Here is a 22,071-nt window from a genome sequence, read left to right on the forward strand (position 1 = left end):
CCCCGACCAGACCAAGACCATCGACCCGTGCAACCTGCAGTTCCTGTACCAGGGCAAGAACCCCAGCGCGGGCGGCGACTACAACCTGCTGCCGTGGCGGCCGGGCGTGCTGACGCTGCAGCGCTGACAGCAAGGCCCTCTGTATGCGGCCGGCGCACGTGCATCACCAGGTCCGCTTGATGATGCACGTGTCGCCGGCGATGGCGGCGGTGTGGGGGATGTTCACCGGGGTTCCTCGTCAGTGGGATTCGCGGGAGACCTCATCGCCGCTGGAGCCGAGCAGGAAGTCGAGGTCGGCGCCGACGTTGGCCTGGCCGACGGTGTCCACGTAGAGGCGCTCCCAGCCGCGCCGTGGGCGGGCGAAGGCGTTCACGGCGGCGGCGGCGGGCTCTCGGGCGGCGAGCTCGGCGTCGGGGATGTCGACGTCGAGGCGCCGGCCCGCGACGTCGAGAATGATCATGTCGCCGGTCCGGACCTTGGCCAGCGGCCCGCCGACGGCGGCCTCCGGCGTGACGTGCAGGACGACGGTTCCGTACGCAGTGCCGCTCATCCGGCCGTCGCAGATGCGGACCATGTCCCGGACGCCCTCGGCGAGCAGCTTGGCCGGCAGCGGCAGGTTGGCGACCTCCGGCATGCCGGGGTAGCCCTTCGGGCCGCAGCCGCGCAGGATCAGCACCGAGTCGGCGGTGACGCCGAGGTCCGGATCGTCGAGGCGGGCGTGCAGATCCTCGATCGAGTCGAAGACGACCGCCGGACCGCGGTGCGAGAGCAGTTCCGGTGAGGCGGCGGCGGGCTTGATGACGGCACCGTCCGGCGCGAGGTTGCCGTACAGGACCGCGATCCCGGCGGTCGGCTGCAGCGGCTGTTCCCGCGGGCGGATGACCTCGCGGTCGTAGACCCGCGCGGTGTCGAGGTGCTCCACCAGCGGCCGCCCCGTGACGGTGAGCGCGGCCGGGTCGAGCAGGTCGCGGACCTCATTGAGGACCGCGTGCAGGCCGCCGGCCCGGAACAGGTCCTCCATCAGGAACCGGCCGGCCGGTTGGAGGTCCACCAGAAGCGGCACGTGCGAGCCGGTACGGTCGAAGTCGTCCTGCGTGAGCTCGACGCCGAGCCGGCCGGCGATGGCCAGCAGATGGACCACCGCGTTGGTGGAGCCGCCGAGGGCGGCGAGGGCCACGATCGCGTTGAGGAACGAGCCCCGGGACAGCACGGTACTGGGCCGCCGACCGGCGTCGATCATCTCCACGACGAGCACACCGGTGGCGTGGGCGGCCTCCAGCAGGCGGCTGTCGGGCGCGGGAATGCCGGCCACGCCGGGCAGGGTCATGCCGAGCACCTCGGCCAGCAGGCCCATGGTGGAGGCGGTGCCCATGGTGTTGCAGTGACCCTTGCTGCGGATCATCGAGGATTCCGAGCGGACGAACTCGGCGGCGCTCAGGGTGCCGGCGCGGACCTCCTCGCTCAGCTGCCAGACACCGGTGCCGCAGCCCAGCGGGACGCCGCGGAAGGTCCCGGTCAGCATCGGGCCGCCGGGCATCACGACGGCGGGCAGGTCCACCGACGCGGCGGCCATCAGCAGGGACGGGATGGTTTTGTCGCAGCCGCCGAGCAGGACCACGCCGTCGATCGGGTTGGCCCGCAGCATCTCCTCCGTCGCCATCGCGGCCATGTTGCGCCACAGCATCGCCGTCGGGCGCACCTGCGTCTCCCCCAGCGACACCACCGGCAGGTTCAATGCGATGCCGCCGGCCTCGTAGATGCCGTCGCTGACGCTGCGGGCGACCTCGTCGAGGTGGGCGTTGCACGGCGTCAGATCGGAGGCGGTGTTGGCGATCGCGATGTGCGGCCGGCCGTCGAACGCGTCAGCCGGCAGGCCTCGACGCATCCAAGCCCGATGGATGTAGCTGTTGCGGTCGTTGCCCGCGTACCACTGTGCGCTGCGACGTGGCTGCATGACGCCTTCCTCTCAACATTCCACGAAATGATGCATCAGACCATCGTCCACATCGGACATGGCAGGGTGCAGACTCCCATCGTCTGCCGGGTGACAGGGCGCGGCGGTCATCCGCGATCCAGCGTTCCGCTGACGCGGCGCGGGGTGCGGCCGTGCTCGGGGACGTCGCGCAGCTCGTCCGGCAGCAGTTCCTGGGGGACGTCCTGGAAGCAGACGGGGCGCAGCCAGCGGCGGATCGCGCTCGCGCCGACACTGGTGTGCAGGGCGTTGGTGGTGGCGGCGTAGGGACCGCCGTGGTGCATCGCCCAGGCGACCGCCACACCCGTCGGGTAGCCGTTCCACACCACGCGCCCGGCCGTGCGGTGTGCGTGGTCCAGCAGCCGGGTGGCCAGCCGCCGGTCCTCGTCATCGGCGTGGATGGTCGCGGTGAGCGCGGGCCCGAAACGGCGCAGCGTGGTGAGGGCGTCGTCGTCGGTGTCGTACTCGACGACGATCAGCTCCGGCCCGAAGCACTCTTCCAGCAGCGGGCCCTCAAGCGCGTCCGGCCGGGCCCGCAGCAGCAGCGGCGAGCCCCGGAAGCCCTCGGCCGGCCCGTCGCCGCCCCGGGCGAGCACCTCGACGCCGGCGGCGGCGAGCAGGGACTCGGCCCCGTCGGCGTACGCGTCGGCGATGCGCTCGCTCAGCATGATGCCGGCGCCCGCCGCGGCGACCCGGTCGACGAGCGCCTGCGTCAGCGCAGATCCGGCCGCACCGGACGGAACGACCGCGATCCCCGGCTTTGTGCAGAACTGCCCGACGCCGAGCATGAAGGAGGCCGCGAGCCCGTCGCCGATCTGCGCGCCGCGGTCGCGTGCGGCAGCGCGGCCGACCACGAAGGTGTTGACCGCGCCGAGCTCGCCGTAGAAGGGGATCGGCGACGGCCGGGCGGCGGCGAGGTCGGCGAGCAGCCGGCCGACGCGCAGCGAGCCGGTGAAGCCGACCGCGGTGATGTCCGGGTGCTGCACGAGCCGCGCCGCGGTCTCGTCGCGGTACACGAGCGACACCACATCGGTGCTCAGGCCCGCGGCCCGGGCGCCAGCCAGCAGCGCGTCGCGGGACAGCAGCGAGGTGGCGGGGTGGGCCGGGTGGACCTTCGCGATCACGGAGCAGCCGGCGGCCAGCGCGGAGGCAGTGTCGCCACCCGGAACGGAGAAGGCGAACGGGAAGTTGGCGGCGCCGAAGACCGCCACCGGCCCCAGCGGGACAAGTATCCGGCGCAGATCCGGGCGCTGACCCATCGGGGTCGAACCGGCGTGGTCGATGGCCGCCTCGAGGTACGCGCCGTCGTCGAGCACGTCGGCGAAGAACTCGAGTTGGTACGCCGTGCGGGTCAGCTCCGCGTTCAGCCGCTGCCGGCCCAGGCCCGTCTCGCGGTCGGCCACCGCCACCAGCGCCGTGCGGCGTTCCTCGACCGCCGCCGCCATGGCCCGCAGCATCGCCGCCCGGCCGGAGCGCCCGGCCCCTTCGAGTTCGCGGTGTGCGGCGCGGGCGCGCTCGCCCAGCCGGTCGAGGTCCTCGGCGGGGACGTCGAACACCTCGGTGGTGGCGCCGGTGCTCGGGTCGATGCTGGCGATCACGATGCCTCCGCCTGAGGGATTCCGCGCCGGACCGGGTTGGTCAGAGTACCGATCGCGTCGATGGTGATCCGCACCGTGTCGCCATCGGCCAGGGTGAACGGCGCCGGCGGCACAAGACCCGTTCCGGTGGACAGCACTGCACCGTCAGGATGAACATCACCACGCATGATGTAACCGACCAACTCATCCAACCGCCGGTGCAGCGACGACGTGCTGGTACGTCCCCGCCAATGCTCGCGACCGTCCCGTTCGATCGAAAGGTCGATCGCGAGTGCATACGGATCGCTGACATCCCAGGCAGGCGTGATCCACGGACCGAGGGCACACGACCCGTAGTAGGTCTTCGCCTGCGGCAGATACAACGGATTCGCGCCCTCGATACTGCGCGACGACACGTCGTTGCAGACCGTGTAACCAACGATCTCACCGAACCGATTGATCACGACAGCAAGCTCCGGCTCCGGAACATCGACCTCGGAGTCAGCCCGGATACCGATCGGCGCACCAGGACCGCGAACCCGCCACGGCACCGACTTGAAGAACAACTCCGGTCGCTGCGCGTCGTACACCAGCGAATACACATCCGCGGCCCGCTCACTGTCCTCGATACGGGCCTCCCGCGACTCCCGATAGGTGACACCACAGGCCCACACCTCGGTCGACGCGTCGACCGGGGCCAGCAGCCGCACCCCGGACAGCGGCACCACAGGACCCGACACGGACCGGGACAACCGCGCCCGCAACTGCGTGGCCGGCAGATGCCACAACTGCGCCAGCGCCGAGACGCCCTCGACCTCGACGACCGCGCCATCAGTATGAAGTCCGACGTGGACGTCGCCGTTCAACTCGTACCTGACGATGTTCAAGGCCTGCACTCTCTGAAGTCGTACGTGCAATTCGTCAGCAGGCAGTCCGGGCGGAAATCAATGCCGAGACCGGGGCTGCGGAGCCCGCTACCGGCGTTGTCGGCCGGTCTGCCCGGACCGCCGGGGTCCACTGGGCTGCCTTCGCCGGGGCGGGCGGGTGTCAGCCCTTCACCGCGCCCGCGGTGAGGCCCTCGGTCAGGAAGCGTTGCCCGAAGGCGTACATCAGTACCACGGGGATGCTGACGAGCAGCGACGCGGCGGCGAGCTGTCCTTGCGGGACGACGTCTCCGGTGATCATCGCCTGCATTCCGACGGGGAGCGTCTTGTATTCGTCCTTGGTGAGGAATACGAAGGCGAAGAGGAACTCGTTCCAGGCATTGGTGAGGGTGAACAGTCCGACTGCCAGTAGGCCCGGTTTTGCCAGCGGCAGCATCACCCGGCGGAACGCTTGGAGGCGGGTGCAGCCGTCGACCAGCGCGGCCTCCTCGAGCTCGGTGGGGATCGAGGAGAAGTAGCCGGTCAGCAGCCAGGTGGCGAACGGCAGCGTGAAGGTCGGGTAGGTCAGCACCAGCGACCACAGCGAGTCGTTGAGCCGCACGCCGATGAGCAGCTGGTAGAGCGGGATGAACAGCAGTGCTCCCGGCATCACGTAGGTGAGCAGGACCGTGACCGTGAAGCTCTGCGCCCCGCGGAACCGCAGCCGGGCCAGTGCGTAGCCGGCCAGGGCGGCGCAGAGCAGTGCCGCCACGGTGGACGTCAGGGACACCAGCACGGTGTTGAGGTACCAGCGGCCGAAGGGCTGGTTGGTGAACAGGTCACCGAACTGTTGCAGGGTCCACGGCGTCGGCCACAGGTCGCTGTTGTGCATGACGATCTGGTCCTCGGACTTGAAGGCCGTGACGGCGATCCAGTACAGCGGGCCGAGCACGAAGACGAGCAGCCCGGCCAGCGCGACACCGGATCCCAGGCGCGAGACCAGGGACGACGCCCGGCGGTGCCCCCAGGTCTGCAACGCCGAGACCACCCGGCCCACGACCGCGGCGACCAGCAGGATCACCGCGAGGACCACCGCGGCCTTCCAGAAGATCTGGGGTGATGCCCAGGCCAGCAGACCGGCGACCGTCACGGCCATGGCCCATGGCATTGCCTTGCGCACCGGCCCGGGCGGTCGGGAGGGCGCGCCGGCGTCGTTGCGGCGCATCAACCGGACCAGGACGAACACCAGCACGCCGATGACCGGCAGCATCACGAGCGTGACTGCCGCTCCCGCGCCGTACTGCAGCTGCAGGATCGCCTTGGAGTAGGCGACGAGCACATACGGCGCGGTCGCATCGCCCGGGCCACCCTGTGTCAGCAGCCAGATGAGGTCGAAGTTGTTGAACGTCCAGATCGACGACAGGGTCACCGTCACGGTGATGACGTGGCGCAGGCCGGGCAGGGTCACGTGGATGAACCGCTGCAGCGATGACGCGCCGTCGATGGTCGCCGCCTCGTAGAGGTCCGCGGGGATGGCCTTCAACCCGGCGAGGAACGTGACGGTGAAGAACGGCACGCCCTTCCACACGTTGACGAGGATGACCGACGGCATGGCCAGCGACGGGTCGGACAGCCAGCCCGCGGGCCACTCGTCGACCAGGTGCGCGGCGGCCAGCAGGGGGCCGATGCCCGAGTCGGTGAGCAGCGTGTTGACGCTGCCGAAGATCGGGTCGAGCAGTGCGCGCCAGCTGAACGCCGTCACCACCGTCGGCACCACCCACGGCAGCAGGAGCAGCCCGGCCAGCACGGCCCGGCCACGCCGCCGATGGTGCAGCAGGAGTGCCGCGGACAGACCCAGCACCACCTTGAACACCTCGGCGTACGCGGTGAACACGAACGAGTTCAGCACGCCCGTGCGGAACTGCTCGTCGCCGGCGAGGGCGATGTAGTTGCCCAGGCCGACGAACACGCTGTCCTGCCCGTGCCGCTCCGTCGTGCTGGTGACGACGGAACGGCCGATCGGCACGAGCACGAGCCCGCCGACCAGCAGGGCCATCGGCGCCAGGAACAGCGCCGCCAGCCGCCAGTCGCGACCCAGCCGCCGCTGGGTCGTCGTGAGGGAGCCGCGCCCCGGCGACGGGGATGTCTTCGTCGCCGGGGGCGGTGGGGTCCGCACCGATGTCACTGGGGCAGCCCCTGCTGGTTGAAGATCTGCACCATCTTGGCGTGGGCGGCGGTCACGGCCTTGTCGGGCGCCGTGCCCTGGACGACCTGCTGCATCATGTCGGTGAGGACGTACGCGGCGGTGGCGGCCTGCTGACCGGCGTTGGCCTTCTGCGGGAAGGCCAGGCCGTTCTTCGTCTTCAGCGGCAGCGACAGCTGGGTGATCTTGCGCAGGACGGGGAACGCGGGGTCGCCGCTGGTGAAGAACGGGTCGGAATCCCACACCTTCTCCCAGGCGGGCAATGCCAGGCCGGGCGCCTCCTTCGCCACGCCGAGCAGCGCCTTCGCGCTGACCAGGTACTGCGCCAGGAGCTTGGCGAGCGCCGCGTTCTTGGCGCCCTTGAAGATGACGAAGCCCTGGGACTGGCCGAGCAGCAGGGGCTTGTCCGTCGCGGGTCCGATGCAGTCGGCGAAGACGTGCGTGTTGTCGTAGACGGGATTCTTCTTGGTCTTGGAGTCCGCGTAGACGCTGAACTGGTTGCGGGTGTAGCCGAGGATCCCGGCGAGCCAGTTCTCGTTGTTGCTGGAGTCGGTCCAGGCGGCCACGCCCGGCGGCAGCATCGGCTTGTACTTGGGGTTGGTGTAGATGTCGCCCAGGAAGCTCACCGCCTGCACCGTCTCGGGCGAGTCGAAGATGACCTTCTTGCCGTCGTTGTCGACGATCGACCCGCCGTAGGCGTTGATCAGTGCCTCGATCATGCCGTTGGCGTCACCGGACCGGTTCACGGTCATGCCCCAGCCGTACCGGCGCTTGCCCGGATCGGAGATGGACAGGCACAGGTCCCGCAGTTCCTCCCAGGTGTAGATCTCCTTGGGGGTGATGCCCTTCTCCTGCATCCAGTCCTTGCGCAGGAAAGACCCGATGCCGATGAAGTGGTACGGGATGGCGAACCACTTGCCGTCGAAGACGCAGAAGTTCTTGGACTCCGCGGTGGGCTCGCCGTACTTGGCCGTGAGCGCCTTGACGACGTCCGTCACATCCTCCAGGTCGCCCAGCGCGTGGAACTGCGCCACGAACCGCGAGTCGGTCATGAACGCCAGGTCGCGCGCCACACCACCCTTCACCTCTGCGTCGATCTTGGCCACCACATCACCGGCGTCGGCCTGGACCAGACTGTTCTCGATCTTCGTCCCGGTGGCGTCGGCGAACGTCTTGATCGAGCTGTCGAGCGCCGCGTTCGCCGCCGTCGAGTACAGCTTCTGCGACAGCACCCCCATCAAGGAGCCCTTCAACGACGCCGCGGCGTCGAGCAGTTCCTGCGGAACCTCCGGCTGCACCTTCGGAGCCGACTTCGAGGGACTGTCCCCACATGCGGCCAGACCAGCCGCGCCGAGCACTCCCAAACCCATTCCCAGGAAGCCGCGCCGGGACCATGACGGGTTGTTCTCCATGACCATTTACCTCCTTTGTCGCAAGCCATCAAATGATCCGAAGGCTCAGCGGTACGGGGACGGCGATGTGCCAATTCCACCGCCTGGAACGGTCTGATACTTTCGATCGATTTCCGAACTGTTCCGCGCGTGCCGCACGCTACGGCCGCTGATCGCGGCGGGTCAATACCCACATCGAACAGTTACATCTGAATGACTTCGGTACCTGGAAAAAAGCGCACGACATTGACGTTTGTGACTAGCCAGAGAACGGGGATCCGCGGACACCCGGTGCTCGAATCAGGTGATACGGAACCCCCTTCCGTAGGCGAGGATCGTCAGTCCACACAGGACAGCGCGATCCACCGCGGCGTGTTCTCGTGAGCACATTTCAAGGCGGTGTTCGATATTTCGAACAGAGTTCGATATCTCGATAGGACGCGACGGTAGAGGACCGAGTGAGAGGTGTCAATGAGGCCGATGGACAGTCGGCCACATCGTGCGCCGAACGGGCGCGTCAGCGCGGTGCGCGGTATCCCAGCCGGGTCGACAACGCGACGGCACCCTCGCAGACCAGCCGCGTCCACTCCGCGTGCGCCGTGGGCGTCCAGCGGATGATCGGCGCGGAGACACTCATCGCCGCGACCGTCTTGCCGGTGTGGTCGCGGACCGGCGCTCCGACACAGCGGACCGCGCTGTCGGACTCGCCGTCGTCGACCGCCACGCCCTCGGCGCGGATGCGATCGAGCTCGGCACGGAACCGGTCCGGGTCGGTGATGCTGTCCGGCGTCATGGCGGACAGGCCGCCGGGCGGCAGGAGCGCGTCAAGGTCGCTCGGGTCGAGGCTCGACAGCAGCATCTTGCCGACGGCCGTGCAGTGCGCGGGCAGCCGCCGGCCGACCGCGGACACCATCCGGACCGGGTGCGTGCTGTCGACCTTCACCAGGTAGATCACATCCGCGCCGCTGAGCACAGCGACGTGCACAGCCTCGTCACAGGCCGCAGCAACGTCCTGCGCCACATCCTGCGCCTCGCGGACCAGGTCGAGCTGGCCGGCGAACGCGGCACCAAGTTGGAACAATGGCATGCCAAGCCGGAACTGGACCGGTTGGCCGGGCACCGAGATCAGATACGAGCGGGCGACCAGCGTGACGAGCAACTCGTGGACGGTGGTCCGAGGCAGGCCGAGCCGTTCGGCGATCTCGCGGGCCGACAGCCGGGGCTGGTCCAGGAAGAGTTCGAGGATGTCGAGGGCGCGGATGACCGCCGGTACCACGCGAGGCATGCACAGTCCTTTCGAGATACCGAACCATGTTCGATATCTGGACACGGCGGTATCGCGACAGGATAGCGCTGGTGCGGTACGCCAACCGGCCCAGCCGGATCTCGCCCTTGCCGAAAATCTCCTCCGTGCAGGTCAGGCGCCTGTCGGCACTCGTGGAGGATACCGCCGAGGCGACCATGTCTTGCCGTTCCGGTCGTGATCAACGCCGTCCTCGCTCGCGACCCCGCACCGCGCCGTCCCTTCGGCGTCCCGGGTGGCGGCTCGTCCTTCGTGGTCGCCGACGGCGACGGGCTCTCCCTGTGCGTGCCCGGCCCGTGCGAACACCCGAACTGGCACGTCGCCGACGCCCGGGCGGTGCTGCGGCCGACGACGGACCGGCTCGTGTTCCTGACCCCGGCGGGCCTGGTCACCGTCGCACCCCAGGGCGACACCCTTGCCCGCCCGTCGCACCGCTGACGGGCCGGGTGCGGCCAGGCCGCCGTCAGGACCGGCTGAGTTGCCCCGGCGGTTTCCTATCGCAAGGTTTGGGCCACGCTGGTCGGCGCCGGGAGGGCGATCAGGGTGAACCGGCCCGCCAGGTCGGGCAGGATCGTTCGCAGCGCGGCGACCGTCTGCGGCCCCGCGCCGTCGTGCAGGAGCACGATCCCACCGGGACGAGTTTTCGTCAGCACGGTGTTCACGACCGACTGGACCCCCGGGCCGCTCCAGTCCCGCGGGTCGACGGTCCACGAGATCGACGTCATGCCCAGGCCGGCCGCGATGCTCACGATGCCGGGCGACCAGTTGCCGCCGGGGGCGCGGAAGTAGCCGATCACCGCGCCGGGTGCGACCGCCCGGATCGCGTCGTTGGTGCGTTGCATGTCGGATCTGATCTGATCGGGCGTACGGGTGCGCAGCATCTCGTCGTGGCTCCACGAGTGGTTGCACAGGGTGTGCCCCTCGGCGACCATCCGCCGGACCATCTCCGCGCGCGCAGCGACCTGCCGGCCGACCATGCAGAACGTAGCCCTGACGCGGTACTGGGCCAGCAGGTCCAACACGGCAGGGGTATCGTCCCACGGGCCGTCGTCGAAAGTCAGCGCGACCGCGTCCGACCCGGTCTTGCGCACCGTCCCAGCCGGGCCGTCGCCCGTCGCGACAACCGGCGACGACACGGACGGCGAGGCCATGGAGCTCGACACGCTCGGTTGGACCGTCGGCTCCCGGTGCTCGGCGACCACCGGCACCGCCGCGACCGGCGCAGCCACAGCAGGCGCCGGCGGGCCGCTGCTGCCGCGGCTGCCACCGAGCGTCAAGGTCAGTATCAGGATGGTCAACCCGAGCACGGCGATGCGGCGCAACGGCACGGAGGCACTCCAACTCGGTCCGGACCCGTCAGGGCTCGACGATGCTACAGAACAGACGGATGCCGGAGCTCTTCGGTTGCCGAGATTCCGGTCGGCGCGGCCGGAAACCTCTGCCGCCGTCACGCGCGGCCACGGCCAGGAGGACCTCGGTGGTGACGCCGACGCTTCCGCGCCCGCTACGGCGACGCACCGGCCGAGTGGCGCCGCCTGCACGACCCCAGCCCCGGCTGACGGCCGCGAAAGCCCTTATCCGATGCACGCGACGAGGGCGATCACGAAGAGGCCGAGCCCGCCTGCGGCGCCGACGATGCCGGCCGCGCGCTCGCGGCGCCGATCGGGCGACGCCAGGACGTGCGCCCGCCCCGCCGCGCCGAAGGCCAGGCCGCCCAGCACGAACCAGGAGCCCCAGAGGCCGAGGTACCAGCGGCTGATGCTCCGCAACGCCGGGTCGATCGCGACCGTGCCCGCCTCGACCAGGATGCCCTGCCCGACGAACAGCATGCCGTGCCAGGTCAGCACGGTGGGGGCGCCCCATCCGCAGCAGACCAGCACCGTCCAGTCGAGGTGCGCCCTGTATTGAGCAGGCGGGTCGGCAAGGTGTTCAGAAGCCTCGGAAGACGCCGTCTGGACCGGTGGACCGCGCGAACTCGAAGTAGTCCATGTTTGCGATCGACAGGTTGTTCTCGATCGACTGCACCTGCCGTGGCAGGGTTCTGAACGGTCCCGAGCTGTCCCTGGCATTGAGGTTGATGACCAGGAGCGGGTGGTCCGGCGCTGAGACGGCAACAGCGTCGACCACGAACAGGATCGGGTGCCGGTACTGATGCGGGTAGGCACGACGGTAACCGGCCGCGATCGCCACGGCATCCATGCCTGCGAGCGTCCGGTCCTCGACGAACTCGACGTCAGCGCCGAAGCCCTCCTCCGTTGGGGCGGCGATCTCCTTCATGAGTCGCCGCCAGGTGCTGTCGTCGCTGAAGTCTGCGCGCACGACCGGGACACCTTGCGTTGCGGGAAGGTCAGCCATGCATGCAGGCCTTACCTGTGCCAGTCGGCACTGTCGATAAAACCGATCGGCACTTCGGCGACCCCGGCTGGTAGGCCGGGCTCCACCGACACCACCTTCCCGGCCTCAACGTCGAGCACGATGGTTTTCGGCACCGCCGACGCTGGATCGATCGGCGACCCTGGCGCCACTGGAGCGCCCGGATCCGCGGACGCGCTCCCGGGCACAAGCGTCCCCATCGTGAACACGAGGACGGCGCCAGCGACACCGAGACGGCTAACACTCTGGCCGGTCATCGACACCCCTCATCCGTGAACTACGCACGTGGCGCGGCTGCTGACAGGACCCCGCCCGGGACCCCACCAGGCCCGTCGCGCAGCCACCGAAACCTCACATATCCCGGCTCGAATGACGCTACCCCCTGCAAGCGATCGAAAAAGGCGCCTCCGAATTCGTGTCGAGCATGGTCCGGCCCAGATGACGGGGTGGTGCGGTTCGGCCGAATGCACGCTTGGTCGACCAAGCTTTGGCACCGAACTCGATCTTCGGATGGGTTACGGCATGCGGTGTTGCTGGAGGCAACACCGAGATGGGCGCATTGGCCGAGCGCAAACGCGGGGTGGGGTGCTCGGTACGCTATGGCCTTGGACTGCGGCGCCCGCCGGTCCTGTTTCCGGGCTCGACTGTTGGCACATCCGAGCCGATGTCGGAGGTGTGCGTGGTTCTGCAGGATCCATCGCCCAACCTCGGCATCCTGTTGCGGCACGTCCATCTGGACGGCGCGGTCTCCCGTGCAGCGTTGGCCGAGAGGATGGGCTTGAACCGCAGCACCATTATGGCGCTGACGGCCGAGCTGATCGCTATCGGCTTGGTCCGAGAGGAGACGCCGGCCGGCGCCGGACGGCGTGGGCGCCCGTCGTTGGTGGTGCGCCCCGAGCCCAACCGGGTACACGTGCTGGCCTTCGATGTCGCCGTGGACCGGGTGACTGCGGCCAGGGTGGATCTGGGCGGGACCGTACTCGACCGGCTCGAGGCGGTACGACCACGAGCCGGTGCTGATCTTGACTGGGTCGTGGACGTGTTGGCCCGCTTCGGCCGTCGGTTGCACCGCTCAGCGCCGGCCAGTTCGGCCTGCGTCGGGATCGGCGCATCGTACTGCGGCATGATCCGGCCCGATGACGGCATGGTGCGCTTCGGCCCTGACCTGGGTTGGGTGGACCAGGCATTCGGCGCCGAACTCTCCCGGCGGCTCGGACTGGGCCTGCCGGTGGCTGTGGGTAACGAGGCACACCTGGGCGCCCTGGCCGAACAGCAGCGCGGTGTCGGCATCGGCCTGCAGAACCTGATCTATCTGCACGGCGATGTGGGCGTGGGGGGCGGGATCATCGTCGGGGGCAAGTTGCTCGATGGAGATGGCGGCTACGGCTGCGAGGTGGGCCACATGGTGATCAACCCGTACGACGGGCGGGCGTGTGGTTGCGGCTCGCGAGGTTGTTTCGAGGCTGAGGTGGGCGAACGAGCCCTGCTCGACACCGCAGGCAGGCCCGCCACGCAGTTCGGCCGCGACGCCGTACGGGCTGTGGTCGATGACGCCGACCGGGGCGATCCGGCCGCGCTGGAATCGGTGCGGCGCATCGGGGACTGGCTCGGCATCGGCGTGGCCAATCTCATCAACTTGTTCAACCCGGCCATGGTGATCTTCGGTGGGATGCTGCGCGACGTCTACCCAGCGGCGTCGGCGCAGGTGCGTGCCCGGATCGCGATCAACGTTCTGCCGGTGGCCCGCGAGCGGGTACGACTGCGCACCTCGGCTCTGGGCGACGACGCGACCCTTGTCGGCGCCGCCGAACTCGGCTTTGTCCCACTACTGGCCAACCCGCAGCACCTGCTCACCTTCGTTACGGCCGCAACGCCGGCCCGCACGGGCACACGCGACAGTCAACTGCTTCGGGCAACCACCGAAGGGACCTAATGCCTGCCGCCCTTGACTGCCCCTGGGGACGGACCAGCTCCACCCCGAAGGCGTGTGGCAGCGCCTCGGGCACGTCGTCGGGACACGCCCCCGCGCCTGCAGCGGGAAGCGTCGGCGGGTCAGTGCCGTCTGGGCGTATCCGGACTCCTGGCATGCCCGCCTGAAGTCGATCGCCGGGAGGACGGTCCCGCCGGCGGCAGGTCTATGCCTATCTAGGCGTCGCGGCCCTGCCGCTGTACGTGCTGCACCAGCCGATCCTCGTGGTGGCTGCGTACGTCGTGGTGCAGTGGCAGCTGCCGGCGCCTGTCAAGTACCTGATCATCGTCGCGCTGACCTTCACGGTCATGTTCGCCCTGTACGAGTTCGGCCCTACCCGGTGCGCCCGCCGATCTCGATCGTCCACAGGATGTCGGTCAGGTGATCGACGGCCTTCGCCAGATACCGGCGATACGTGCTCAGCGGCAGGCCGAGCACCTCGGCCGCCGCCTCCTGCGTCGGCGCCGGCCGGACGTAGGTGCGGTGCAGCACGGCCTGGAGCTGCTGGCCCTTCGGGAGGTCGCCGACCCGGCCGACGGCATCCTCGATCGTGGCGCGCAGTTGGGTGGCGTCCGTGCCCAGGGCTGTGCCGAGCAGCGGATTGACCGCGAGCTGCTCGGGACGGTGCAGGGACTGCAGGGCAGTCCGGACGGAGGCGTCGAAGCGGGCGCGGGACAATGGCGGCGGCCGCAGCAGGGCAGCCGGTGCACGACCCGTGCCGCCCGTGTGGCCGCGTTCGTACATGAGGTCCAGCCACGCCCCGACCGGCAGGCGGCGCCAGTCGATGCCGAAGGCGACGTGGGGCAGGCCGCCGACCTCGATGCGGACCATGGGTGCGAAAGCGATGTAGTCGAACTTCGGCGCCCAGAACGCCTCGTCGACCACGACCACGAATGACCAGGCCAGTGGGCGGGTGAGCCACTCGATGATGCTGGACACCGGGCCGGCCACCACCATGTACGGGTCGTGCTGGTGGTCACGGACCCCGGCGGCGAAGCGGTTGATCAGCACGTGCTCGCCCGGGCGGATCGGGCTCTCCCGCGCGACGTGGTCCAGCACGGCGCGCACGACCGGGTCGCGGTCCTCGAGCGGGGAGCCGCTGGGGCACAGCACGTGGTGGGCGAAGCCGGCGACGCGATCGCCGGTGCGGACCACGGACAGTCGCTCGGGCTGCTCGGACAGCCAGGCGCGGGCGAGGCCGGCGCTGACCGGTCCCTCGAACCGTTCGATGGTGGCGCATACCTGGTCGTGCTCGTCGGGCCGGGCCGGTACCACTGCCGCCGACCCCTGCGTCCGCAGCGCCGCGATCACTTCGCCGAACGGGCCGTGGCGGTGGATGAAGAAGAGGTGGTGCGCCTCGGGTTGCCCGTACCGGCCGCTCGCGGTGCGCAGGGCGGCGACCGCGTGGTCGAAGACGAGGCGCTGATAAGTGCGGTACTGCTCGGGCAGGCGACGCTGGAACTCGGCGTTGAGCACGTCACGGGCCAGGTCGTGGACCGACAGCCCGCTGGGGCTGCTGGTGACGAACGGCAGCCGGGCCAGCCACTGCCACACCGCGGGGGCGGCGGCGCCGACCGTCCGGGCGAGCAGGTCCTCGGTGGTCGACCAGGCGATCGCGCAGGTGGCCAAGCCGATCAGCTGGGGCTGGGTCGGAACCTCGCCCACGAACGACTGCAACAGGGTGGAGATCAGATCCGGCGCGTCGGCGAGGGTGTCGGGCACCTGCCCGCGGGTCGCCAGATCGGCCAGCAGCGCCAGGGTCAGCGGATGCCCGGCGCCCAGCGCGGTCAGGTGGGGCAGCACGGACGCCTCAACACCGGCGTGCACCAGCAGCTGCGCGGCCTCGTCGGGACCGACGGGCTCCAGACGGCACACCGTCATCAGCGCTCGCCACCCGGCATCGGAGCGCCAAGGCGCGGCCGGCGGCTCCCGGCCGGCCAGGACGACCACAGTGTCGGCGCTCAGACCCGGTATGAACTGCTCACGCAACCACCCGTCGATCGGGGCGAGCTGCTCGTAGCCGTCCACGAGCAGGACCGCGGCGGCGGGCAGGGGCCGTCCGATGGCCGACAGCAGCCCGTCCGGGGAGGGGTCGAGGTCCCGCCCGTCGACGTGGACCACGGTCCGGCCCGCCGCACGCGCCCGGGCGCCCAGCTCCGCCAGCAGCGTGGTCTTGCCGATGCCGCCCTGGCCGTGCACGAACAGCACCCGCCGCGCCGAGCGCCCGCCGACGGCGGCGTCGAACGCCGCGAGCTCGGCCCGGCGTCCTACGAACCGCTGCCGCCGGGCGGACTCGAGCACCTCGCCGAGAGACATCGACACGTCGTCACCTCCACCTGAACTCTCCACCGCCGCGGTTCGGATTGGACAGCGAATAACAACTATCTGACCTGGAAAGTGAACACCACCCGGCTCCATCCTCGCCTCGACGTCGCCATCATCGAAGAAGGGGCCGACGACATGAAGATCCTTGTCACCGGAGGGACCGGCTTCGTCGGCTCGCACAGCGTGGCGGCGCTCATCGCCGCGGGCCACGACGTCCGGCTCCTCGTCCGCTCGCCCGCCCGCATCGCCCCGGCCCTGGAACCGCTCGGCGTGCACACGGTCGTGGAGCACATCGTCGGCGACGTCACCGACCCCGGCACCGTCGCCCGCGCGCTGCAGGGCTGCGACGCGGTCCTGCACGCCGCCGCCGTGTACGACCTGGACGCCCGCGCTCGACCGGCGATCGCGCGGACCAACCTCGCCGCTGCGCAGACGGTGCTCCGAGGCGCCGTCGAGGCCGGCTGCGACCCGGTCGTGCACGTCTCCAGCACCGTCGCGCTGCTACGGCGGGGAGCCACCGTCAGCCCGGACGCTCCGCTGTCGAGCACACCGGGGACGTACATCCAGTCGAAGGTCAGGTCCGAGGCCGTCGCCCGCGAGCTGCAGGACACGGGCGCACCGGTGGTGATCGTGCAGCCGGGCGCGGTCCTCGGCCCGGACGACCCGCACTTCGGCGACCAGACCCGCCGGCTGCGGGACATGCTGCGCGGGCGGTACCCGGTATGGCCCAGCGGCGGCCTGCAGGTCGTCGATGTCCGCGACGTCGCCGCCGTGCACGCCGCCGTCTTCACGACCCGATCCGAACCGCGCCGCTACCTGGTCCCGGGCCAGTTCGCCGACGGCGAGACCATGTACGCCGCCCTGCGGGCGCTGACCGGCCGCCGCCTGCCGTGCCTCGTCGTCCCGTCCGCCGCCATGCTGCCGCTGACCTGGAGCATGTCCGCCCTCCAGCGCATCACCCCGTTCCACCTCCCGGCCGACCATGAAGGGGTGGTTCTCATCCGTGCGGCAACCCGCTGCGACGACTCCCGCGCCCGCGAGGAGCTCGGCATCAAACCGCGCTCGCTGATCGAGACGTACGGCGACACGATCCGCTGGCTGCACCGCACGGGACGGCTCACGGACCGCGAGGCCGGCGTCTCGGTGTCCCGATGAGCGGATGGACTGCCAGCATCGCCGCGACCGTGGTGTCGAACTACGCGCTGGACGTCTGGGCGGCCGCAGCCGGCGTCGCCCTGGTCGCGTCGGGTCTGCTTGACGACGTCGCCCCGCCCTGGGCGGTGGCACTGCTCGCGGGCAGCTATGTGGCCTGGGGGCTCGGACTGCGCACCAACCTGGTGGCGAACTGGTCGTTGCTGGCGCGCACCGGCACCAGTACCAACGTCATCTCCAAGGCCGCTCACGACCTCACCCGACGCGTCACGACCAGCGCCCGCGCGCCGCGGCTGGCGGCGGCGATCGGCTACGCCGGCACGCAGGTCGCGGCGGAGGTGCCGTACTACGCGGGTGCGTTCGGCACCGCCGCGCTCAGCGACACCGTCGGCACCCACGACGCCGTGGTCTTCCTGGCGGGCGCGAACCTCGCCGCCGGGGCGTACGAGTACGGCCTGGCCCGGCTTACCCGCGCCTTCCTCGGCCGCCGCCGGTACGCGTCCTTCGACATCGACTGGGTGCCGGCACACTACCTGACCGGCTACTACCGCACCGTCGAGCCGGACGAGGTCGCCACCATCGCATTCCTGGTCGCCGCGGTCCGCCACGCCGAACGCGACCGCCCCGTGCTGTTCTTCGGCACCGGGCCCACCCTCCACCACGTGTTCGCCGCGGCCGAGATCGCCTCGGAGATCCACCTCGGCGACTACCTCCCGGCCAACCTCACCGAGATCCAGCGCTGGCTCGACCGCGAGCCCGGCGCCCACGACTGGCGCCCGTTCGTCCGCTACACCCTGCAGTGCGAGGGCATCGCCGATCCGTCCGACGAGGAGCTCGCCGCACGTGAAGACCTGACGAGAAGCAAGATCACATCGCTGATACGGGTCGATGCCCGCCATCCCCGCCCGCTCGGCCGCACGTACGCCACCGTGATCAGCCCGTACTGCGCGGACTCTGCCACAGCCGACCGGACCACGTGGCGGTTGTTCATGCGCCACATCACCGGCCTGGTAGAGCCCGGTGGCCTGTTCGTCACCGCGGCCCTTCGCCGCTGCCGCGGCTACACCGTGGCGGGCCACACCTTCCCCGGCGCCGACATCGACGAACACGACATCCACGAGGTGCTCCAGCCCGAGTTCGCCCCGCTCGACGGCACCATCGAGGTCCACCGGACCGGCCAGGACACCGCCCACGGCTACTCGGCGATCGTGCTGTGCCGCGCCCGCCGCATGGCGACGACCCCATGAGTCCGCCAGCCCCGCACGGCCCCACGGGTGGCGTGACGTCGCATGCGTGGCAATGACCATCGTCGCCGCATGCACGCTGCAGGGCCGGGGCAGCAGGCCCCACCGCGGTCTTCGATGACGACCCGGCCCTCGGCGACGCTGACCGACGGGCCCTGGTCCGCCGCGCCGGCACCTCCCACGGCGCGTTCGTCTCCGGTGCCGGGGAGCTGCCCAACGTCCGCTTCTTCACCGCGGACCGCGAGCTGGCCGGCTGCGGCCACGGCACCATCGCGGTGCAGGCCCTCCTGCTGCACCGCGGCACCCGCGCCACCGGCCAGCTCGAGTTACAGACCCGCGGTGAGCGAGTCGCGCGTCGTCGCGGGGCGGCGGACCCTTGCGGATCACGGTCAGCCGTTCCCGCCGGCCGACCACCTTGAGGTCGATGAGACCGCCCTCAATCTCGACCGATGGCAGCACGACGTAACCATGATCGGGATCCACCTCCACTCGCCGTCCCTTGTTCGGCACATCGTGCCGCCGCGCCAGGTTCCGCCCTCGGTCGGCACCTGATCGACGGTTGGGCCGATGTAGCAGTCGTCGCCGCCAGTGGTGTGGGCTGGTAAGCCGACGCCGTGCACTCCGCCGCCCGGGCGGCCCGCACCGATGCTCGCGAACGTGCCCGGCGTCGGCACCCCACCGGCGGGCGCCCGCGACGACGTCGGCTTCCTGGAGGCAGTTCTCACCACCGTGACCTCCGCGCTGTGCGCCGTCCCGACCCGCGTCTACGGCACCTGGTACTCCGGCGGCGGCCGGATGACGTCGGCCGCCGCCTGCGCCCGGCCGCACCAGGTCGCCGCCATCGCCCCGGTCGCCGGCCTGCGCGCCGGCCCCCCGACCCGCGGAACCCCGCCCAGCCCGACCCGTCGTCGTGCGCCCCGGCCCGTCCGGTCCCGGTCATCACCTTCCGCGGCCAGCAGGACGCCACCAACCCCTACCAGGGCGGCGGCGACGTCTGGCGCTACCCGATCCCGGGCGCCCAGGCCCGCTGGGCGGCGATCAACCGCTGCACCTCGGGCCCGGCCGCCGTCTCCGTCACCACCCACGTGACGAGGACCAGCTACCCGAACTGCGCCGCCGACACCGTTCTGTACACGATCGGTGACGGCGGCCACACCGGGCCCGGCACCCCGGCCGCCTTCCCCGGCAACGGCACCACCACCCAGGAGATCGGCGCCAACACCCTGATGTGGCAGTTCTTCCAGCGCCTCACCCTGCCCGCCTCACAGCGGAGCATCGTCGGGCTGCTGGCGCACACCGCCGGTTCTCCGCACTGGACTGCCCGGCGCCTCGTCCCGGGAAGCCGCGTTTTCGCAGGTGGGCGGTGGCGCAACGTCCCACCGTCCCAGGTGTGCGCCACGGGCTGGTCCGCGGCCGCGCCGCCGTGCCATGATCCCTGCCGCCGGGCCATGCAGGGAAAATCCGGTCCGGACCAAAGCGCCAGTTGGCGCCACGCCCCGCCATCTCCGCACTGCCGTGTTACGCGCCGTCACTATTCGTGACAACCCGCCGATCTGGGCTCATCGGCGGAACGGCGACGGACGGTGAGCACGGGCGTGGTCCGGCAACTGTCCACCGACACGTGGAGCTACCCAATGACCGACGCCGTACCCGACGAAATCGATCCAACCGTCCAACCGCCCGTGGCCGTACCGTATCTGCTGGTCATGCCCGGCGGCGATGGACGGCCGCAGCCGGTCGCCTGGCCCGGCACCGCCGAGGGGCAGACGACGTGGGCGATTCCCGTGACGATTCCCGCGGGAACCCCGGGATTCGCCGTGTTCGTGCCGCTGGTTCCGGGCGCGGCGGTCAAGCCTGTCGAGGGCACAACGGCCGCGCCCGTAGAGCCCGAGCCGGTCACGCCCGTTGTGGCCACAGCCGACGCGCCTGTTGAGGAGCTGCCGGACGACGAACTCGAAGAGGCCGAGGAACAAGAGGACGAGGAGGCGGAGGAGGAGGCTGTCGCACCGCCGCTGGTGCAGCACCAGTCGGAACCGCGGCCCTTCGCGCCCCCGTCTGGCGCGCCCTTCCCGCCGCATCCTGCGGTGCCCCCGTTCCAGCCCTATCAGACCGTTCCGCGGGTCATGGGGCCGCCGCGACCGCTGCCGCCCGGGTTCCTGGAAGCACGTTGGCCCGGGCCGGAGCCCGCGAGCGGCTGGCGCGTACCGGTCGCCGTGCTCGCCGGCGGACTCGTCGCCGCGATCGTCCTGCCCGGCATGCGGGTCGGCATCGGCTGGTTCCTCGGCGGGTTCGCGCTCGTCGCCGCCGTCATCGCCGGCATCTGGCCGGCCGCCGCAGCGCTGCCGAAGGCCGACCGTGCGATGCGGGCTGTCTGGGCCGGCTCCGCGGTCGTCCTGCTGTCGGTGCTGGCGTTCCGCAACGCCTGGTGGCTCGTCACGTTCTGTGTGCTGGGAGCGCTCGGCTGCGCCGCCCTGGCCATCGTCGGCGGCCAACGCGTCCGCTCCATACTGTTCAGCCTCGTGGCGGCGCCGTTCGCGGCCTTGCGCGGCATCCCGTGGGTGGCCAAGCACCTCAGCGCCACCGGCGACCGGCACGGCAAGCCCCGCCACACCCAGCGCGTCGCCTGGTCGGTCATCATCACCGTCCTGTTCGTGCTGGTCTTCGGCGCGCTGCTCTCCTCCGCCGACGCCGCGTTCTCGCAGGTACTCTCCGACGTCGTGCCGACGGTCAGCGTCGGCCGCGTGTTCCTGTTCATCCTGTGCGCGCTGATCGCCGTCGCGGCCGTCTACACCGTCGCCGCACCGCCGGACCTGTCCACCATCGACAAGCCGGGCACCGCGCGGCTGCGCCGCCTGGAGTGGGGGCTGCCGATCGGGGCGCTGGTCCTGCTGTACAGCGGATTCGTCGTCGTGCAGGCCACCGTCCTGTTCGGCGGCCAGCACCACGTGCTGCAGACCGCCGGCCTCAGCTACGCCGAATACGCCCGCAGCGGCTTCTGGCAGCTGGCGACCGTCACCGTGCTGACGATCGCCGTGCTGGGCGGCGTGACCCGCTGGGCCAGCCGCGAGGACCGGGTCGACCGCATCCTGCTGCGCACGCTGCTCGGCCTGCTCTCGTCGCTGAGCATCGTGATCGTGGTGTCGGCACTGTCCCGCATGTACACCTACCAGAAGGTCTACAGCTTCACCGGCGAGCGCATCTTCGTGATGGCGTTCGAACTGCTCCTCGGCACCGTCTTCATCATGATCATGGCGGCCGGCATCCGCTGGCGCGGCACCTGGATCCCGTCGGCGACCGTCGGTCTTGCGGTCATCATGCTGCTCACCCTCGCCGTGCTCAACCCGGAGGACTACGCGGCCCGCCGCAACATCGCGCGCTACCAGGAGACCGACAAGATCGACGCCTGGTACCTGCGCGCCCTGTCCTCCGACGCCACCCCGGCCCTGTCAACCCTCCCGGACTCGGTCCGTCGCTGCGTGCTGAGCTGGATCGTCGACGACCTGGCCGAGCCGGACCCGTGGTACGGCTGGAACCTCGGCCGCGAAAACGCCCGCGACGCCCTGAAACGCGTGGGCTCGTCCGGCATCGGAGGCTCGAGCGACTGCCAGCGGGCCGACCAGTTCGACCTGCCGAAGACACGCTGACGCGCCGCCCCCGGGCCGCCCCAGCACGGCGGCGGCCCGGTCCGGGCCGTTCGGC

Annotated in this window: 17 protein-coding genes and 1 pseudogene; 8 read left to right on the forward strand and 10 right to left on the reverse strand. The window is 70.5% G+C overall.

What is annotated here, in order from left to right; translation table 11 throughout:
• Window positions 1-238 precede the first annotated feature (238 nt).
• The 6 genes from ABD332_RS58155 to ABD332_RS58180 all read right to left on the reverse strand — a co-directional run bounded on the left by ABD332_RS58155 (window position 239) and on the right by ABD332_RS58180 (window position 9,291).
• Entirely contained in the window at window positions 239-1,954 is a 1,716-nt protein-coding gene (locus ABD332_RS58155) for a dihydroxy-acid dehydratase (protein ID WP_344515464.1), read from the reverse strand.
• A 107-nt stretch (window positions 1,955-2,061) separates the two neighbouring features.
• A complete protein-coding gene (locus tag ABD332_RS58160; RefSeq protein WP_344515466.1) occupies window positions 2,062-3,570 on the reverse strand; it encodes an aldehyde dehydrogenase family protein in 1,509 nt (502 codons plus the stop codon).
• The gene (locus ABD332_RS58165) at window positions 3,567-4,436 is read right to left on the reverse strand and encodes a fumarylacetoacetate hydrolase family protein (RefSeq protein ID WP_344515468.1); all 870 of its coding nucleotides are present in this window, start codon (window positions 4,434-4,436) and stop codon (window positions 3,567-3,569) included. The genes ABD332_RS58160 and ABD332_RS58165 overlap by 4 nt, the downstream gene beginning before the upstream one ends.
• Window positions 4,437-4,596: 160 nt before the next feature.
• Entirely contained in the window at window positions 4,597-6,597 is a 2,001-nt protein-coding gene (locus tag ABD332_RS58170) for an ABC transporter permease (protein WP_344515470.1), read from the reverse strand.
• Window positions 6,594-7,913, reverse strand: a complete 1,320-nt coding sequence (locus ABD332_RS58175; RefSeq protein ID WP_344515472.1) for an extracellular solute-binding protein — start codon at window positions 7,911-7,913, stop codon at window positions 6,594-6,596. The genes ABD332_RS58170 and ABD332_RS58175 overlap by 4 nt, the downstream gene beginning before the upstream one ends.
• Before the next feature lie 610 nt (window positions 7,914-8,523).
• Window positions 8,524-9,291 (reverse strand): IclR family transcriptional regulator, encoded by a 768-nt coding sequence (locus tag ABD332_RS58180; RefSeq protein ID WP_344515474.1) that lies wholly within the window; start codon window positions 9,289-9,291, stop codon window positions 8,524-8,526.
• Between the two features lie 195 nt (window positions 9,292-9,486).
• Between ABD332_RS58180 and ABD332_RS58185 the strand changes: the two genes are divergently transcribed.
• Window positions 9,487-9,747 carry a hypothetical protein gene (locus tag ABD332_RS58185; protein ID WP_344515476.1) on the forward strand — a complete coding sequence of 87 codons (261 nt, stop codon included), beginning with the start codon at window positions 9,487-9,489 and terminating at the stop codon, window positions 9,745-9,747.
• A gap of 56 nt (window positions 9,748-9,803) precedes the next feature.
• Here the strand turns inward: ABD332_RS58185 and ABD332_RS58190 are convergent, their stop codons facing one another.
• From ABD332_RS58190 to ABD332_RS58200, 3 genes are all read right to left on the reverse strand, one after another.
• Window positions 9,804-10,637: a polysaccharide deacetylase family protein gene (locus tag ABD332_RS58190; protein ID WP_344515478.1), complete on the reverse strand. Its 834-nt coding sequence runs from the start codon at window positions 10,635-10,637 to the stop codon at window positions 9,804-9,806.
• 246 nt (window positions 10,638-10,883) lie between these two features.
• Window positions 10,884-11,156 (reverse strand): hypothetical protein, encoded by a 273-nt coding sequence (locus tag ABD332_RS58195; RefSeq protein ID WP_344515480.1) that lies wholly within the window; start codon window positions 11,154-11,156, stop codon window positions 10,884-10,886.
• A gap of 82 nt (window positions 11,157-11,238) precedes the next feature.
• A complete protein-coding gene (locus ABD332_RS58200; RefSeq protein ID WP_344515482.1) occupies window positions 11,239-11,664 on the reverse strand; it encodes a DUF6924 domain-containing protein in 426 nt (141 codons plus the stop codon).
• Window positions 11,665-12,361: 697 nt separating this feature from the next.
• On the opposite strand from ABD332_RS58200, the gene ABD332_RS58205 reads away from it, so the two are divergent.
• Window positions 12,362-13,615 carry an ROK family transcriptional regulator gene (locus ABD332_RS58205; protein WP_344515484.1) on the forward strand — a complete coding sequence of 418 codons (1,254 nt, stop codon included), beginning with the start codon at window positions 12,362-12,364 and terminating at the stop codon, window positions 13,613-13,615.
• A gap of 369 nt (window positions 13,616-13,984) precedes the next feature.
• On the opposite strand, the gene ABD332_RS58210 is transcribed toward ABD332_RS58205, so the two are convergent.
• Window positions 13,985-15,967 (reverse strand): ATP-binding protein, encoded by a 1,983-nt coding sequence (locus ABD332_RS58210; RefSeq protein ID WP_344515531.1) that lies wholly within the window; start codon window positions 15,965-15,967, stop codon window positions 13,985-13,987.
• A gap of 144 nt (window positions 15,968-16,111) precedes the next feature.
• Here ABD332_RS58210 and ABD332_RS58215 point away from each other — a divergent pair, with 144 nt between their 5' ends.
• The 6 genes and pseudogenes from ABD332_RS58215 to ABD332_RS58235 all read left to right on the forward strand — a co-directional run bounded on the left by ABD332_RS58215 (window position 16,112) and on the right by ABD332_RS58235 (window position 22,016).
• Window positions 16,112-17,131 carry an NAD-dependent epimerase/dehydratase family protein gene (locus tag ABD332_RS58215; RefSeq protein ID WP_344515486.1) on the forward strand — a complete coding sequence of 340 codons (1,020 nt, stop codon included), beginning with the start codon at window positions 16,112-16,114 and terminating at the stop codon, window positions 17,129-17,131.
• Window positions 17,128-18,375, forward strand: coding sequence for a guanitoxin biosynthesis pre-guanitoxin forming N-methyltransferase GntF (gntF, locus tag ABD332_RS58220; RefSeq protein WP_344515488.1), 1,248 nt, complete (start codon window positions 17,128-17,130; stop codon window positions 18,373-18,375). The genes ABD332_RS58215 and gntF overlap by 4 nt, the downstream gene beginning before the upstream one ends.
• A 110-nt stretch (window positions 18,376-18,485) precedes the next feature.
• Window positions 18,486-18,791: pseudogene (locus ABD332_RS60385) on the forward strand (PhzF family phenazine biosynthesis protein); the annotation flags it as partial.
• The gene (locus tag ABD332_RS58225) at window positions 18,712-18,924 is read left to right on the forward strand and encodes a hypothetical protein (RefSeq protein ID WP_344515490.1); all 213 of its coding nucleotides are present in this window, start codon (window positions 18,712-18,714) and stop codon (window positions 18,922-18,924) included. The pseudogene ABD332_RS60385 and the gene ABD332_RS58225, both read left to right, overlap by 80 nt.
• A 191-nt stretch (window positions 18,925-19,115) precedes the next feature.
• Window positions 19,116-19,913 carry an alpha/beta hydrolase family protein gene (locus tag ABD332_RS58230; protein ID WP_344515492.1) on the forward strand — a complete coding sequence of 266 codons (798 nt, stop codon included), beginning with the start codon at window positions 19,116-19,118 and terminating at the stop codon, window positions 19,911-19,913.
• Between the two features lie 141 nt (window positions 19,914-20,054).
• A complete protein-coding gene (locus ABD332_RS58235) occupies window positions 20,055-22,016 on the forward strand; it encodes a DUF4153 domain-containing protein (protein WP_344515494.1) in 1,962 nt (653 codons plus the stop codon).
• The last annotated feature ends 55 nt before the right edge of the window (window positions 22,017-22,071 follow it).

This window comes from Dactylosporangium maewongense (genome assembly GCF_039531485.1).
Classification (GTDB): domain Bacteria; phylum Actinomycetota; class Actinomycetes; order Mycobacteriales; family Micromonosporaceae; genus Dactylosporangium; species Dactylosporangium maewongense.

What these genes read in the sequence shown, in the direction of transcription:
- gntF (WP_344515488.1), top strand. Translation starts at nt 17,128, where the DNA reads ATGAGCGGATGGACTGCCAGCATCGCCGCGACCGTGGTGTCGAACTAC.
- ABD332_RS58215 (WP_344515486.1), top strand. Translation starts at nt 16,112, where the DNA reads ATGAAGATCCTTGTCACCGGAGGGACCGGCTTCGTCGGCTCGCACAGC.
- ABD332_RS58180 (WP_344515474.1), bottom strand. Translation starts at nt 9,291, where the DNA reads ATGCCTCGCGTGGTACCGGCGGTCATCCGCGCCCTCGACATCCTCGAA.
- ABD332_RS58155 (WP_344515464.1), bottom strand. Translation starts at nt 1,954, where the DNA reads ATGCAGCCACGTCGCAGCGCACAGTGGTACGCGGGCAACGACCGCAAC.
- ABD332_RS58210 (WP_344515531.1), bottom strand. Translation starts at nt 15,967, where the DNA reads ATGTCTCTCGGCGAGGTGCTCGAGTCCGCCCGGCGGCAGCGGTTCGTA.
- ABD332_RS58200 (WP_344515482.1), bottom strand. Translation starts at nt 11,664, where the DNA reads ATGGCTGACCTTCCCGCAACGCAAGGTGTCCCGGTCGTGCGCGCAGAC.